The organism is Corynebacterium sp. UD i78 (genome assembly GCF_056280545.1).
Genome location: NZ_JBWCED010000001.1, coordinates 496442 through 512599, shown reverse-complemented (window position 1 = coordinate 512599; position 16158 = coordinate 496442). Strand labels below are relative to the sequence as shown.

Sequence of the window (16158 nt, the reverse complement as noted above, 5' to 3'; positions counted from 1 at the left end):
CCTTAGACGGTGAGCGCGCCTGTGACCAGCGCGGCGACAGTCATGACAATGGTGGTTCCCCAGGCCCAGAGGAAGGTGAACTTCTGGTGCTTGCCCAGTTCGACCTTCGCCATGCCGATGAGGATGAAGGTGGAGGCGGTCAGCGGGCTCAGTGGGAAGCCGGTGGTCATCTGCCCTGCGATCGCGCCACGGGCCACCATGGCAGGATCCACACCCATGGCAGAGGCGGTCTCGGAGAAGACAGGGAGGACACCGAAGTAGAAGGCGTCCGGCGTGAAGACGAGGCTCAGCGGCATCGACACCACCGAAACGATGACAGGGAGGAAACTGCCCATGCTGTCCGGGATGACGTCCGCGAGAGTCTTGGCCATCTCCTGGATCATTCCGGTCTTGCCCAGAATGCCGGTGAACACGCCCGCGGCGAACACCATGGAGGTGACAAGGACAACGTTCGCTCCGTGGTCCTTGAACAGCTGCTGCTGATCCGACCACTGTGGGAGGTTCACACACAGGGCGATGACGAAGGCAACGATGAAGCAGACTTCCATCGGGACGCTGTGGGTCAGTAGCACGACGATCAGCGCGACCGTGAGCACCAGGTTGAACACCATGCGCCAGAGGGGGACGTGCTCGTCGCGGGAGGCGTGGGATGTGTCGGTGTGGTCGGTGTGGTCGCCCTCGGCCACCGCCCCGTTCCCCGCCGCCTCCACAGCGTCCGATGACAGGATGCCGTCCACGCTGAGTGTCCCGAGCCGTCGCCGTTCCATCCGCCCCAGGATGTAGCTTGCGACGAGCACCCACACCCCGCCCGCGATCATGGGGATGATCATCGGGGTGAAAACTTCTGAGGAGGGCAGATTGAGGGCCGCCATCGCGCGCAGGGTGGGACCGCCCCACGGGAGCATGTTCATCAGACCCGCGCCGAGGGCGACGATGGCGGTCAGGGTGATCGGACGCATGCCGATCCTCTGGTAGATCGGGAGGAAAGCGGACAGGGTGATGAGGAATGTCGCGGCCCCGTCACCGTCGAGGTGGACACACATCGTCACGACGGCTGTACCCATCGCGATCTTCACCGGATCGCCCTTCGCCCAGCGGATAATGACTCTGATCAACGGATCAAACAGGCCGGACTCCATCATCAGGCTGAAGTAGAGAACGGCGAAGGTCATCATCACGGCGACAGGGGCGACCTGAAGCAGACCGTCACCGATATTGTCGCCGAGGTCTCCGCCCTTGCCGGCGATGACAGCGAAGACGATGGGGACAAGGACCAGGCCGACGAGGACCGACGTCCGCGTGAACAGCGTGAGTGCGAGGAACACCCCTACTGTGAGAAAGCCGAACAACGCAAGCATCGCGGTGGCTCTCCTCTCATGGATACTGCGGCAGCCGCGATGCACCGTGATGTGGCGCCCATGACGTACCGCGTGGACGTCGTCGAGTATGAGCCAGGCCACTTAGTTGTGTCCAACAACAATATCGCATAGATTAATGCTCCATGCGCATGAAAGACATCACCGTGGAACACATGCGAACCGTCATCTGTATCGCTGACCAGGGAGGATTCACTGCAGCAGCCGATGTTCTCGGGCAGTCCCAGTCCTCCTTGAGCAGAGTCGTCGCGATGGTGGAGAAGTCCGCTGGCGCGCGACTCTTCGACAGGACCACCCGGAGTGTCACCCTGACAGAGCTCGGGGCAGAGTTCGTCCACACCGCACGTCACATCGTGGAGACCTACGACCGGTCCATCAGCCATTTCGTCAGCTATCTCAGCGGCCCCAACGGAAAACTGAGAATCGCAACCTTGCCGTCCCTCGCAGCCACACTGCTGCCACCGTTCATCCACCGGTTCCACCACGCGTTCCCCCACGCCACCGTTGACCTCCTGGACCTCAAGGCCGCGGACATCATCGACCTCTGCCGGGCTGGCACGGTGGATCTCGCAGTGACCGCCGAGGACGCCGAACTGTTCCACACTCTCCCGGACAGCTTCCGGTTCGCGCCCGTCGCGAGCGAAGGCTTCGCCTGCATTCTCCCCTCCGAGCATGAGCTTGCCCGGCAGGAGACGGTGGCGTGGACCGATCTCGCGGGGCAGTCCTTCATCTCCTTCACCGGAACAAGTTCCGTGCGGCGGATCACGGACCGGGTGCTCAGCGCCGCAGGCATCGTGCCTGCGCAGACGGTCTCCGCCGGGACGATCTCCGCGGTCGCCGGCCTGTGCGCGGCAGGGCTCGGAATCTCGGCTGTGCCCGGGTTCGTGATCCCCATGACCCGGGTGGCGGGGGTCACCATCCGACCACTGGCACCCCTGGCGGGGGCGGGCCCGGTGACCCGGCGGGTCGGCATCCTGCAGGACGCCTCCCGGCCGCGCACCCCCGCAGTCGACGAGTTCGTCTCGTTGCTCAGGACCTTTGACGGGGACGCCGGCAGCCTTCCCGAATTCACGAGGTGGGGTGCGGGAGCGACATCACGGACACGCGGCGCTGCGCCTTCGATGTAGGCATCTGCGGCTTCCGGGTGTTCCGGTCCCCGCCAGAACGCGAGTTCCCTTCCGCCCCGATGACGCACCGATGACGCACCGATGACAATGGGTGAGGGCCGGATAATTCTGCGGGCATGCCCACCGCCGGAACTGTCCACCGCCGAGGCTGGCGTGGCATCGGTAACATCCCCTCACCGAAAGAGCCCCATGTCCGAGTCAACCCCCGAGATCTGCGTCAACCTGTGGGCCTATGCCGACCCTGGCCTTCACCGACAATTCCATCGCGAGGTGGTCGGCCGTCCCCGACAACCATGTCGCGGTGCTCCCTGACGGGACCCGCATCCCGGGAGTCATCCGGCTCAGTGATGTCCGGCAAGCCATGCCAGGAGTGCAGTAACTCGCGCACTCACGACGTCCACTGCTCTTCGCCCCCCGCGGCTGACCAGGCGTCTACCCCTCCGTCGGTTGCCAGAACCCGAGGTGCGGCGCCGCGGCCTCGTCCTCCAACGCCGGACCGTGGATCTCGATGACGCGCTGCCCCCGCGCCGCGACCTCGCGGCAGGGCAGATCGAAGGTCGGGTTCTCGGGGTCATCACCGGTCAGAGTCGCCAGCTTCTTCTCCGACAGTGCGTAGACGATCCGGCCGATGCCGGTCCAGTACACCGCACCGGTGCACATCACGCACGGCTCGGCACTGGTGTAGAGCGTCGCTCCGGCGAGTTCCTCCAGCGTCCGCTTCGTCGCAGCCTCAGCGGCCGCTGTGAGCTCGGCATGCTGGGTGGGATCGCCCTCCGGGGGCATCGAGTTATTGCCCTTCTCCGAGAGCACGACGCCGTCGGCGTCCACCACGAGGGCGGCGAACGGGTGGCGTCCCCGCTGCTTCGAGTCCGCGGACAGTGCGATGGCCCGGCGCAGGAATCCCAGGTCAGTCTCGGTGATCCCGGTGTTGTCGGTGGTGTTGTCAGTCATTGTCCGTGCTCTTTCGGTTGAGGATCAGGTTGAGGACCACCGCGCAGATCGCGCAGAGGAAGATGCCGCTGTCCAGCACCAGACGGGCAGTGCCGGAAAAGTGTCCGAAGAGTTCCGGGGACGCCATCGGCAGCACCCCCACGCTCAGGGACACCGCCACGATCAGCGCGTTGTTCGTCCCCTCGTACTTCACCCGGGCGAGTTCCTGGATACCGGCGGCGGTGGTCATGCCGAACATGATGATCGCACTACCGCCCAGCACGGACGGCGGGATCGCGGCGATGACCGCCCCGAGTTTCGGTACCAGCCCCATGAGCACCATGATGACGCCGGCGACAGTGACCACGAAACGACTGCGGACCTTCGTCATGGCGATCAGGCCGGTGTTCTGGCTGAAGGCGTTGAGCGGGAATCCGTTGAAAAACCCGCTGACGACCGCGGCGAATCCCTCACCACGGAAAGTGTCGGAGAGCCGACGCCGGGTGATCGGGGCCTTGATCATCCGGCCGATGGCGAGGCTGTTGCCGGTCGTCTCAGCCATGATGACGATGAGGGCGAGCGTCATCACGAGGACCGGCGACAGGCTGAACTGCGGACTGCCGAAGTGCAGCGGGGCGGAGATGCCGATCCAGTCCGCGTCCGCGACACCGGAGAAGTCGGTCAGTCCCATGGCGAGAGCGACGATGGTGCCGACGACCATGCCGATGAGCACCGAGAGACTGGCCAGCAGTCCGGTGAACATGACATAGCCAATAACCGTGACCAGGACAGTCACCGTGCCGAGGATGAGGTACTTCGTGGCACCGAAGTCGTCCGCATCCTCACCGCCACCGAACCAACCGGCGGCGGTCGGCATAAGGGAAATGCCGACGATGGTGATGAGGCAGCCGATGACGACCCGCGGGAAGAACCGCAGCAGGCGCGAGAAGAACGGCGCAAGGATCACGCCGAGCACACCGGCGGCGATGACGGACCCGAAGATGTAACGGATCCCGTAGTCCTCGCCGATGAGCAGCATCGGTGCCAGGGCGATGAAAGACGCCCCCTGGATCAGCGGGAGCCGGGATCCGAACCGCCAGATGCCGGTGGTCTGCAGGACGGTGGCGAGACCGCCGATGATGAGGTTGCAGTTGATCAGGATGATGACCTCGGAGTTGTCGAGGCCGAGGGCGGAACCGAGGATGAGGGGCACGGCGACGAGGCCGGCGTAGATGACGAGGACATGCTGGAGCCCGAGACTGAGCATGGACCGCCACGGGAGGACCTCTTCGACCTCCGGCGGGTTCAGCCTGTCGGGGCGGGTGGACGGTGGAGTTGTGGAGGACATGGACGCTGAGAGTATGGCGATCCAGACGATACGCACAGTGAGTGTCCATCGTTCATTCCGATACATCGCCATGCCGCTCCCCTCCCCTGTTTCGCGCTGCGGAGTGCGGCCAGAGGACGTACAGTGCTGCTGTGCGACTCACTCTGGAACAGGTCGAGGCCTTCGTCCTCGCCGCCCGGCACGGTTCCTTCTCCGGGGCCGCCCGGGCGATGGGACGCAGCCAGTCCACGGTGAGCACGTCCATCGCGAACCTCGAAATCGCGCTGGACACGGATCTCTTCGACCGGTCCTCCCGCTTCCCCGTGCTCACCGCGCGGAGGGCGAGACGCTGCTCCAGGAAGCGAAGGCCCTCTATGACCGAGGTCTCGCCTTCGAGCGGCACGGAGATTCCCTGTCACAGGGCCAGCCGACGAACATCACCCTGGCGGTGGGGATCCCCCACCGGCAGCTCTCCCCTGTGCTCACCCGGTTCGCCGACAAGTTCCCTTTCGTCGACCTGTCCATCCGCAATCCGGCGAACGGTGATGTGCGTTCGAGCGTCCTGAATGACGAGGCACTGCTCGGAATCGCCTTCGCCCTGCCGGACTACCCGGAGGATCTGGCGTTCCGCCAGCTCGGCCGGCTGTTCATGACTCATGTCGTGCACCGCGACCATCCGCTGGCGACTCTCCGGAACCCGAGCTTCGACGACATCCGTGACGTCCGGCATCTCGCCTACGCCTCGTACTCGCGGGCCCTGCCGACCAGCGAATACCTGCAGTCCACGCAGACCTGGCACTCCGACAGCTACCAGGCGCTCATTGAACTGGTGAGGTCCGGCGTGGGATGGGCGACGGTCCCCCGTCAGCTCATCCTCGAGGAGATCGCCACCGGTGAACTCGTCGAGTTGCAGTTGGGCGCTTACCCGTTCACGGACTGGGAGGTGAACGTGGACCTCATCTGGCGGCGAGGGCGCCGGTTCCCCCCGGTCGAGGAATGGCTACGCCTCCAGCTGTGCCGCCATCGCATCCACGAGGTCGGACGCGACGGGCAGGACACGACGCGGTTGTGAGACCGGGGCGGGCTGGGCCGAGTCGGCCCGGCCGGATTCCGCTATCCCCCGATGACATTCGCCTCCGGGCCGACCGGGAAACCTGTGATGTTGGTCGCGCCGTCCTCGCCGACGACGAGGATGTCATGCTCACGGTAGCCACCGGCACCGGGCATACCCTCCGGCACGGTGAGCATCGGCTCGATGGAGACCACCATGCCCGGTTCCAGGACGGTGTCGATGTCCTCGCGGATCTCCAGACCGGCCTCGCGTCCGTAGTAGTGGGACAGCACGCCGAAGGAGTGGCCGTAGCCGAAGGTGCGGTAGCCCAGCATCCCGGCCTCGGCGTAGATGCCGTTGAGCTCGGCGGCGATCTCGGAGCACACGGCACCGGGCCGGATCAGGTCGAGACCACGTCGGTAGACCTCGGTGTTGACCTCCCAGTAGCGCAGGGTGTCGGCGTCCGGCGTGCCGTAGTACATGGTGCGTTCCAGGGCGGTGTAGTACCCGGAGATCATCGGGAAGCAGTTCAGCGACAGGATGTCGCCGGGCTGCACCATACGGGTGGTCGGCCAGTTGTGGGCACCGTCGGTGTTGATGCCGGACTGGAACCACACCCAGGTGTCTCGGATCTCGGAGTCCGGATACCGTGTGGCGATCTCGGTGACCATGGCGTCCGTACCGATCTGGGCGAGCTCGAACTCACGCTTAGGCCCCTCCTCCAGTGCCTTGCGGATGGCTTCACCGCCAAGGTCGGCGACCTGGGCACCGTCGGTGATGACGGCGATCTCCTCGGCGGATTTGATCATCCGCAGGCGCATCACGGCATCCGAGACGTCGACGAATTCGACGGTTCCGGCGTCCGCCCCGAATTCAGCACTGATGCGGCGGTACAGCTGCACGGACATGCCGTCGAGCTCGATACCGACCCGGCGGGCGTCGACCCGGTCAGTGACGGCCTTGCGCAGGGCGTACTGGTAGTTCTCCTTGTTCCAGTCGGTGAAGACGAGGTTGTCACCGTAGCCCCGACGCCACGGCATCCCGGCGTCGATGCCTGCGGAGACGGTGCAGGTGGAGTCGGCGGTGACGACCATGCCGTAGAAACGGCCGAAGTGGGTGTAGAGGAAGTCGGACCAGTACTTGATGGACTGGGGGCTGGTGAGGACGACGGCATCGAGGCCGGCGGCGGCCATGTGCGCACGGAGGCCGGTGAGGCGTCGTTCCATCTCGGCGTCGCTGAAGGTCAGCGCAACCTTCTCACCGTTGTAGCAGAGTCGGGTCCGCTCATCGCGGAAGTCGTCGACGGTGACGGACGGGGTGGGGAGTACTGCGGTCATGGTGGTGTTCCTTTCGGTACGGGAATTCGGGAATGTCAGGAGAGCGGGGCGCGGTGGGTTTCCGCGGCCTTGAGAACGGCGAGGAAAGTGACGAGGGCGGCGGCCATGAGGTAGAACGCGGGAGCAACCGTCATTCCGGTCCAGCCGATGAGCAGGGTGGCGAGCATCGGGGCGGTGCCGCCGAAGACAGCGTTGGCGGTGTTGAAGGTCACGGCGAAGCCGGTGAGGCGCACTCCGGTGCTGAACTGTTCGGAGAGGAAGGCCGGCAGGACGCCGTCATTGAGGGCGAGCACCATGCCCATCGCGATCTGGATGAGGATGACGAGGACCAGTCCGGCGCCGTCGAGCAGCAGGAATGCGGGGACAGCGGCGACGATGAAGGCGAAGGACGCGGTGAGCATGATCTTCCGGCGGCCCATCCGGTCGGACATCCAGCCGGTGAGCAGGACGGAGAAGATGTAGGCGAACAGGGCGACGGAGGCCGCGATGAAGGCGTCAGTGTCATCCTGTCCGAGTTCCTCGGAGAGGTAGGTCGGCATGTAGCTGAGGATGACGTAGAAGCCGATAGCGTTGAGCACTGCGGCGCTGAAGGCGATGAGCAGGGCGCGGGGCTCGCGGAAGACCTCCAGCAGCGGTCGGTGCTTCGCTCCGGGGCCGGCCTCCGCGTTTGCCGTGGCTGCTTTTTCGACAGCCTCGGTGAAGGCGGAGGATTCGTCGAGGTGGCGGCGGATCACCAGGCCGACGAGTCCGAGCGGGGCGGCGATGAGGAAGGGAATGCGCCAGCCCCAGGACTCCATGGTCGCATCATCGAGAATGCCGGTGAGCAGCGCGGCCATCAGCGAGCCGAGCAGCAGGCCGGAGGCGGTGGACGCCGGAACGACTGCGGCGACGAGGCCGCGTTTCCGGATTGGCGCGAGTTCGGTGAGCAGGGTGGACGCGCCGGCGTACTCACCGGCTGCGGAGAATCCCTGGATCAGCCGGAAGGTGAGCAGCAGGAACGGAGCGGCCACCCCGATGGTGGCGTGGCCGGGCAGCAGGGCGATGCAGGTGGTGGCGCCGGACATCAGCAGGATCGACCAGGACAGTGCGGTCTTACGGCCGTAGCGGTCACCGATGTGGCCCCAGACGACGGCACCGACGGGGCGGATGAGGAAGCTCAGGGCGAAGAGGCCGAAGGTCTTCACCAGGGCGGTGCGTCCTTCGTCTTCGGGGAAGAAGACGGTGGCGATGGTGGCCGAGAGGTAGCCGTAGAGGGCGTAGTCGAACCACTCGACGAAGTTGCCGAGGAAGCTTGAGGTGATCGCTTTGCGTAGCGGATGGGTACCGGTCGTCGCGGTGGCGGCGGGGTCGGCCGGGGCGGATGGTTCAGAGAGTGTTCCTGTGGAACTGTCGCGGGGAAGGGTCAGGGCGGTGGCCGGGGATTGAGTCATCTCAACCTCCTCCTTTCACGAGGCGGAACCCGTGCGGGTTCCGTTGAGGCACCGTGATGCCGGTGTGGCATGCGGTGTGTGACGCAGAGTGCGTGGGGTGACTCGTGAGCGGTGCGGAGGACCTGTTGGTTCACGGTTCCCGGGGAGTCTTCACCGGGAGGTGTGGGTCAGTCCGTCACCTACAGGCCGGTCGGACCGTCGGAGCCGGTGCGTCCGACGATGCCGGTACCGCCGCGACCCGTGGTGTTCGGAAGCTGGTGCATGCTGCGCTTGAAGGGCGAGAAAGACAAGGTCACCAACTCCTTTCGGGTGTCAGGCGGGATGGAACAGATGCGGGGTCGTCTGCGACCCGTGTCCATGAAGCTACGGAGCGGTGATTTCCGGTTCATTTCCCCGCGGGTACCGGTGGGTAACCGATCACTGCGCTCGGTACCATCAGATCAGAACCCATCCAGCGACCACGAACGGCGACAACATGGCGGACCAGATCTGGGGTATCCACAATGACACCCTGACCCACGAACTCGTGGACGAGGGTTTCGTCAGCATCGGCTGGGACGGAATCGGTGATCTTGCACAGATCCGCCGGGGACGCGAGGGACTGAAGAAAGCCCTCACCTCGCTGGAGCCGGAGGCAAAGGTGCAGAGCATCGCCGGCCAGGCGGGCGTCCTCTTCCGCTTCGCCCACGAGATCCGGGTCGGAGACATCGTGGTCGCCCCGTACAAGCCCGACAGCACCATCAACATCGGCATCGTCGACAGCGACTACTACTTCGCCGCGGACGCGCCCACGCACCGGCACCGCCGCCGTGTGCGGTGGGTGAAAATCGGTTTGCCAAGGGCGGTCTTCCCGCAGTCCGCCCTTTACGAACTCGGGTCCTCGCTGACAGAATGGACACCCTCGCGGCGACAACAGCACACGACCTCGACGACCAGGAAGCGGAACAACCCCGCGCATCGCGGATCGAACGGCACACCCGGGACTTCATTCTCGACGTCCTGTCCAACCGGATCAGCCCCCGAAACTTCGAGGAGCTGTCGGCTGATCTGCTCAGGGTCATCGGATACCAGGCACGGGTCACCCAGTACTCCCAGGACGGCGGAGTGGACGTCATCGCACACAAGGATCCGTTGGGCATCGAACCGCCGCTGATCAAGGCGCAGTGCAAGCAGAAGGTCTCCACTGTAGGGTCTCCCGAGGTCAACCAACTTGTCGGTACACAAGGGCAGGGAGAACTGTGCCTGTTCTTCACCCTCGGCGGGTACAGCAAAGACGCACAGGCCATCGAGCGCCAGCGCACGGGCATCCGACTACTGTCCGGGGAAGACATTGTCTCCCTGGTCGTCGACAACTATGACCGACTCCCAGAACACTGGCGCCGCATCATCCCGCTGACCCCGGTCCTCGTTGTCTCCGACGGAGCGGAGTGAGGCCCGGGCCTCCTACTCTCCGGCGAGGGAGCGGTACTTCAACCTGGTGATGACGAGATCAGCCCGGCCCACGCCAGTTGTCTTGTACAGCACCGCCCCATCGGTGGGAGCGGAACCAGCCGCAGTCAGCGAGAGAAGCGTCCCGAGATCTGACTCGACCAACGTCCCCTCCCCGATCGCCATGATCACATTACCGGCCTCGCGCAGAGCGTTATCCACATCCTCGGCAGTCGACACGTGTGCGTCATAACCGTCCGCGACCAGGCGCGAGGCCAACGCTTCAGTATTGTCTAAGCGCGGCCGATGATGTCGACAGGCTATCGGAACGCCCGAGTGAAGGCGTTGACCGGTCTGGGACTCCGGGACCCGGAGACCAGTTGTTCACGGAAGAGGGGAATTGGTGCGAAGAAGCCGAACAGCGAACGCCGGGTCCAGCTCGACCCGCTCCGGTTACCGCCCCCGTTGGAACACGCCGCCTACAGACAGCGTCCGCACGTCCGATGCTTCACTACACTTTCACTCATGTCATTGTCCCCCGCTCAGCAGAAGCGCGCTGCCCGTGAGTTCGTCACCAAGTGGAAGCTCCGCGATGGTAACGAGAAAGAAGACACCCAGAGCTTCTGGCTGGAACTCCTCCGTGACGTCATCGGCATGGAGGACGTCACCACCGCCGTCCGCTTCGAGCAGCACACCGTGGACCGGGGATACATCGACGTCGTCATCGCGGACGCGAAGACGTTCATCGAGCAGAAGTCCCTCGGTATCAGCCTGGACAAGGCTGAGATCCGTCAGGGTCGCAAGGTCACTCCGTTCCAGCAGGCGAAGGCCTATGCGGACTCGATGCCGAACTCCCAGCGGCCGGACACGATCATGGTCTGCGACTTCAACGAGTTCCGCATCCATGACATGGACACAGAGCGCCCGGGCGAGAACTACACCAGTTTCACCCTCGACGAGCTGCCGGATCACCTGTACCTGCTGGACTTCCTCGTCAATCCGCAACGGGAACGTCGCGCCCGGGAGCAGAAGGTCTCCATCGACGCCGGTGCGCTCATCGGCCGTCTCTACGGTCTGCTGAGCGCGCAGTACATCGACCCCGAGTCCGAAGAGAACCAGCACGCCCTCAATGTCCTCTGCGTGCGACTGGTTTTCTGCCTTTTCGCTGAGGACGCCGAGCTCTTCCCGAAGGACGCCTTCTACACGTATCTGTCCGACTTCCGACCTGACCAGGTCCGCCGGGCACTCAAGGACCTCTTCGAGTGGCTGGACACCCCGGAGGACCAGCGCGATCCGTACGCGGAGGACGCTCTGCGAATCTTCCCGTACGTCAACGGCGGCCTGTTCCGGGACGCAGTGGAAGACGAGATCCCCCGGTTCACCGAGGAGATCAAGGATGTCCTGCTGGCGGAGGTCAGTGCGGACACGAACTGGGCGACCATTTCCCCCACCATCTTTGGTGGAGTGTTCGAGTCCACCCTGAACCCGGAGACCCGCCATGCCGGCGGCATGCACTACACCTCTCCGGAGAACATCCATAGGGTCATTGACCCGCTGTTCCTCGATGAACTCACCGAGGAGCTGGAGAGCATACTCGCCGAGGAAGGTGTGAAGCCGAAGGCACATCGTGAGAATCTGGAGGCATTCCAGACGAAGCTCGGCTCGCTGACCTTCTTCGATCCAGCGTGTGGTTCCGGCAACTTCCTCACAGAGACGTACATCTCCCTGCGTCGTCTGGAGAACAAGGTGCTCTCGGAGCTGATGGGCGCCCAGACCGCACTGGGTCTGGATGACGCCGGCATCTCCCTGGTGAAGGTCTCGCTGAGTCAGTTCTACGGCCTGGAGATCAACGACTTCGCAGTGTCCGTCGCAGAGACCGCCCTGTGGATCGCCGAGCTGCAGGCGAACATCGAGACGGAGACGATCGTCGCACGGTCCATCGACGATCTCCCGCTGCGGGACGAGGCCCACATCCACCACGGCAATGCCTTGCAGACTGACTGGACCGAGGTCCTCTCCCCTGCCGAGTGCAGCTTCATCATCGGCAATCCCCCGTTCCTCGGCGCCCGGAACCAGTCGAAGGAACAGAAGCAGGACGTGAAGGACGCCTTCACCGCCATCGGCGCCACGAAGAACCTCGGCAACGTGGACTTCGTGGCCGGCTGGTATGCCAAGGCCGCCGCGTTCATCGGGGACTCCCCAGTGCGGTGTGCGTTCGTCTCCACGAACTCCATCTGCCAGGGCGAGCAGGTGGCGAACGTATGGTCCCCGATCTGGGACCTGGGTGTGCGCATCGACTTCGCGCACGATACCTTCCGCTGGAGGAACGAGGCTTCCGACCAGGCCAATGTCTTCTGTGTGATCGTGGGGTTCTCGAAGCTGGGCGGACCGAAGAAGCTCTTCCACCATGCAACGCCAGACGCTCTTGCAGAGCTCCAGTACCCGAACCAGCTCAACGCTTATCTGGCGGACGCGCCGGATGTGTTCATCTGGAATCGGTCATCGCCCATCTGCGATGTACCAAGGATTGGGATCGGCAACAAACCGATCGACGGTGGGAACTACCTCTTCACCCCGGAGGAGATGGACGCATTCCTTGCCCAGGAACCCGGAGCCGCAAAGTTCTTCCACCGCTGGCTGGGTTCCAGAGAATTCCTCAGAGGTGAGGAGCGGTGGATGCTTTGGGTCGGCGAAGCCGCTCCGTCGGAGATCTCCAAGATGCCAGCCGTCATGGAACGCATCCGAGCCGTCCGGGAGTTCCGACTGGCGAGCAAGAGCGCACCGACTCGCAAGATCGCAGACACTCCCACCCGCTTCCATGTGGAGAACATGCCGGAGGGAAACTCCATCCTCATCCCTGAAGTATCCTCGGAACGTCGTCGCTACATCCCTATCGGGTTCGTCGAGCCAGACACCTACTGCAGCAACCTCGTCAAGCTTATTCCCAACGCGACGCTTTACCACTTCGGCATCCTGCATTCCCAGTTCCACAATGCATGGATGCGCCGAGTGGCCGGCCGGCTGAAGAGCGACTACCGGTATTCGGGAGGCGTGGTCTACAACAACTTCGTCTGGCCGGACCCCTCCGGTCCAGACGGAGAAGCGAACCGAGAGGCAGTACAGGATGCAGCCCAAGCAGTGCTCGATGCCCGAGCCCAGAATCCGGATTCCACCATCTCGGAGATGTACGACCCCGACAACGACTTCCTCTTCCCCGCCCTCACTACCGCCCACCACACCCTCGACGCCGCAGTAGAGGCCGCTTACGGCGTGACCTTCAACGGCGATGAGCAATCGATCCTACAATTTCTTTTTAACAAACTATTCTAGGAAGTAGCGATGCAATCCGCAGATCCATTTGCCCCGAAGCCCATAAATTGCCCGCATTGCGGAAGACATACCAAATGGATCGTGATCCGAGGCTACCTATTCTCCCACACGTTCCCCCGCAGCACAGAGATGTGTCCCGCGTCCCGATAGCATATCGCAGATCCAATACCGGACGCTCTTCGCCCTTCGGGAATAATCCGCGAGGTCAGCGAGAAAAAACAAAAGGAAGAAAACTATCGCCACAATAATCCTTACCCGATAGACACAGAAAACTCCATACGCCCAATCCGGCTCTTCGCGGTTGAGAGTGCGTAGCTGACGTTCGGGCGGGGTCGACGAGGACCCGGGGTGGCACAACATACAGAGGCCCTGGCCGGTACAAGATGAGAGTTACCACACCTTCATCTGACCGAACCAGGACCCTACCGTGCACCCTACTGGCAACCTCGTCGCCGACACCATCTGCCGCACCGCGGAACTCGGACTGACGATCACCGGTGCTGCCGACGCGGCACACTCACCATCATCGACGCTGCCCCGGTGGCAGTCGCCGATTCCTGCCCGGACTGCGCGATGCCTGGGGCGAAGCGGGACCACGTCCGACGTCGACTCGTCGACCTGCCGGTCGTCGGGTTCCCCACTCGCCTGCACGTCCGGGTACCCCGCTTCACCTGCACCAACCCCACCTGCAGCAGGAAGATCTTCCAGACCTCCCTGCCGTGCGCCGACGATGGAGCCACGCTGACCCGTCGGGTGACCCGCTGGATCCTCCAGCGCCTTGCCATCGACCGGATGAGCGTCGCGGCAACCGCCAAGGCCCTCGGCGTGGGCTGGGAATTGGTCAACAAGGTCGCCGTCACCGCCACCCGGAACCTCGTCTACGCCGACCCGTCGCACCTGGCCGGAGTACGGATCCTCGGAGTCGATGAGCATGTCTGGAAGCACACCCGCCGGCCCGGCGAGCCGTCCTCAATGGTCACCGTCCTGGTGGACCTGACCCCACTGGTCGACGGGGCGGGTCCGGCCCGTCTGATCGACATGCGGCCGGGCCGCAGCGCAGAGGTTCTGCGGACCTGGCTTCGTGAACGTGACCCGCAGTTCCGGGCCGGGGTACAGGTCGTGACGATGGACGGATTCGCCGGTTACGCCACCGCCGTCGACCACGATCTACCAGCGGCGAGGAAGGTCATGGACCCGTTCCATGTCGTCCACCTGGCCGCCGAGAAGCTGACGGGGTGTCGGCAACGCCTGCAGCGCGAAACCACCGGGCGGCGGGGGAGGAAGGACGATCCGTTGTACAAGCACCGCCGGGCGCTGCTGACCAGGACGAACTTCCTCACCGACCGGCAGAAACAACGTCTGGATCTGCTGTGGGACACCGACGACGACTACGTAGCGTTGCAGGTGACCTGGGAGTTCTACCAGGACTTGATCGGCGCGTACGGGCACCCGGACAGGTCTCGGGGCAAGAAGTTGATGACCAGGGTGATCCACACTCTGCGTAAGGGTCTTCCCGAGGGGCTGGAGGAGTTGGCACAGCTTGGACGGACCCTGTGGCGCCGACGGGTCGGACATCCTCGCGTACTTCGACCTTGGCGCGTCCAACGGGCCGGTGGAGGCGATCAATGGACGGCTGGAGCATCTGCGCGGCATCGCCCTGGGGTTCAGAAACCTGAACCACTACATCCTGAGGTCACTGATCCACTCAGGTCAGCTGCAGGACCGGATCAACGCACTCTAGAACGCGAAGAGCCCCCAATCCTTGGTGGCATCCCCAGATCGCGACGAGGACACTAGGAATTCGTAACATTGCAAATGTGGATATTCCTAATTTCCTCAAAATTATTGGATCGAGTTGATTGCCTAGTCAATCGAAAAAAGCGAAACTTCACAATAAGCCGAAGCTCTCAGAATATTCGGGCATCCGTTCGGCCCGTTCACCATTGCACCGTAGTGCCCTTCTGCGTCCACGAACCCGGATTACGCATACTGCACTAACCCACCGCATAGTTCTCACACCCACTACGCGTCCCAAACTGATAAACGGAATTTGTCTGGAACTTTAAACGTTCTAGGAATATTTATCACAGCGCATCGGAAGGAAATTTAATTCTACTATACAGAACGCCAATCGTTCCAGAAAAAGCGCAAGTGAACGAAAAGACAATACCGCCAGAGAACAGGACCAATCCAAGCGATATTCCATAGTGGAACCCACCCCATGATGGATCTATCCATACTCGAAATATGGTCTGAATAATGAAATACAGGATCTGAAACCCTAGCAGAAGTATAACCGAAACCCCAACAGTCAGAATTGATACACTCAAATTGACGACACTTCGATAAAGTCCTATCGCCGAATTCTGATACCAGCCATCGTCATAAACTGCAAGTCCTTCCGAATCTCCCATTGACGATGTGGACCTCCTATCGACCAAAGTGTTAAGTCCTCCTATGGAGAATGACGCCGGTATTGCCACCAATGCCACTAGTGCCGCAATTACTGAGACTGCAATCGCGAGGGCAGTCATAACGTCGATCCCCTCCATCAACGAGCGCCCAGAGGGGAAAGCAACCATTCCAAATCCCGCAAAAACAAGGAGGATTGGAGTAATCCAAATTATCCAATAGGATTTTCCAGGACGGAACGTACCTTCCGGTTTGCCGCCTTGCCCAGTATTTGCCAGCCCCACCCAGCGCGCTGTAGACTTCCACCGCGCCAGCCCCCACGGTTTTTCAACGTCGACATCTTCAATGCAATAGAGTCGATATTGCGCACGGAAGAGGCCAATGTTCCTTCCCTTTTTCAAGTTTTCCAT

General features: G+C 63.0%; 12 protein-coding genes and 1 pseudogene. 6 read left to right on the top strand and 7 right to left on the bottom strand.

Going from position 1 to position 16158, the window contains the following annotated elements:
• Nucleotides 1-2 precede the first annotated feature (2 nt).
• Entirely contained in the window at nucleotides 3-1358 is a 1356-nt protein-coding gene (locus tag ACZ9GM_RS02430; protein WP_476037214.1) for a CitMHS family transporter, read from the bottom strand.
• Nucleotides 1359-1531: 173 nt separating this feature from the next.
• On the opposite strand from ACZ9GM_RS02430, the gene ACZ9GM_RS02425 reads away from it, so the two are divergent.
• Nucleotides 1532-2503 (top strand): LysR family transcriptional regulator, encoded by a 972-nt coding sequence (locus tag ACZ9GM_RS02425; RefSeq protein ID WP_291473751.1) that lies wholly within the window; start codon nucleotides 1532-1534, stop codon nucleotides 2501-2503.
• A 432-nt stretch (nucleotides 2504-2935) separates the two neighbouring features.
• Here ACZ9GM_RS02425 and ACZ9GM_RS02420 read toward each other — a convergent pair whose 3' ends face one another.
• Both ACZ9GM_RS02420 and ACZ9GM_RS02415 read right to left on the bottom strand, forming a co-directional pair.
• A complete protein-coding gene (locus ACZ9GM_RS02420) occupies nucleotides 2936-3454 on the bottom strand; it encodes a nucleoside deaminase (protein WP_476037213.1) in 519 nt (172 codons plus the stop codon).
• A complete protein-coding gene (locus ACZ9GM_RS02415) occupies nucleotides 3447-4781 on the bottom strand; it encodes a nucleobase:cation symporter-2 family protein (protein ID WP_476037212.1) in 1335 nt (444 codons plus the stop codon). The genes ACZ9GM_RS02420 and ACZ9GM_RS02415 overlap by 8 nt, the downstream gene beginning before the upstream one ends.
• Before the next feature lie 41 nt (nucleotides 4782-4822).
• Between ACZ9GM_RS02415 and ACZ9GM_RS02410 the strand changes: the two genes are divergently transcribed.
• Together ACZ9GM_RS02410 and ACZ9GM_RS02405 are read left to right on the top strand one after the other, a co-directional pair.
• Nucleotides 4823-5326, top strand: coding sequence for a helix-turn-helix domain-containing protein (locus tag ACZ9GM_RS02410; protein WP_476037211.1), 504 nt, complete (start codon nucleotides 4823-4825; stop codon nucleotides 5324-5326).
• Nucleotides 5209-5832, top strand: coding sequence for a substrate-binding domain-containing protein (locus tag ACZ9GM_RS02405; protein WP_476037210.1), 624 nt, complete (start codon nucleotides 5209-5211; stop codon nucleotides 5830-5832). Before ACZ9GM_RS02410 ends, ACZ9GM_RS02405 begins: the two co-directional genes overlap by 118 nt.
• Before the next feature lie 41 nt (nucleotides 5833-5873).
• On the opposite strand, the gene ACZ9GM_RS02400 is transcribed toward ACZ9GM_RS02405, so the two are convergent.
• Both ACZ9GM_RS02400 and ACZ9GM_RS02395 read right to left on the bottom strand, forming a co-directional pair.
• Complete coding sequence (locus tag ACZ9GM_RS02400) at nucleotides 5874-7148, bottom strand: aminopeptidase P family protein (RefSeq protein ID WP_476037209.1); 1275 nt, start codon at nucleotides 7146-7148, stop codon at nucleotides 5874-5876.
• 35 nt (nucleotides 7149-7183) lie between these two features.
• Nucleotides 7184-8578: an MFS transporter gene (locus ACZ9GM_RS02395; protein WP_291473746.1), complete on the bottom strand. Its 1395-nt coding sequence runs from the start codon at nucleotides 8576-8578 to the stop codon at nucleotides 7184-7186.
• 891 nt (nucleotides 8579-9469) lie between these two features.
• On the opposite strand from ACZ9GM_RS02395, the gene ACZ9GM_RS02390 reads away from it, so the two are divergent.
• A complete protein-coding gene (locus ACZ9GM_RS02390) occupies nucleotides 9470-10009 on the top strand; it encodes a restriction endonuclease (RefSeq protein WP_476037208.1) in 540 nt (179 codons plus the stop codon).
• A gap of 12 nt (nucleotides 10010-10021) precedes the next feature.
• Here the strand turns inward: ACZ9GM_RS02390 and ACZ9GM_RS02385 are convergent, their stop codons facing one another.
• Nucleotides 10022-10246: a hypothetical protein gene (locus tag ACZ9GM_RS02385; protein WP_476037207.1), complete on the bottom strand. Its 225-nt coding sequence runs from the start codon at nucleotides 10244-10246 to the stop codon at nucleotides 10022-10024.
• Nucleotides 10247-10531: 285 nt separating this feature from the next.
• On the opposite strand from ACZ9GM_RS02385, the gene ACZ9GM_RS02380 reads away from it, so the two are divergent.
• Nucleotides 10532-13336 carry a DNA methyltransferase gene (locus ACZ9GM_RS02380; RefSeq protein ID WP_476037206.1) on the top strand — a complete coding sequence of 935 codons (2805 nt, stop codon included), beginning with the start codon at nucleotides 10532-10534 and terminating at the stop codon, nucleotides 13334-13336.
• Nucleotides 13337-13763: 427 nt separating this feature from the next.
• Nucleotides 13764-15077 (top strand): annotated as a pseudogene (locus ACZ9GM_RS02375) (ISL3 family transposase).
• A 343-nt stretch (nucleotides 15078-15420) separates the two neighbouring features.
• On the opposite strand, the gene ACZ9GM_RS02370 reads toward ACZ9GM_RS02375, so the two are convergent.
• Complete coding sequence (locus ACZ9GM_RS02370; RefSeq protein WP_476037205.1) at nucleotides 15421-16158, bottom strand: hypothetical protein; 738 nt, start codon at nucleotides 16156-16158, stop codon at nucleotides 15421-15423.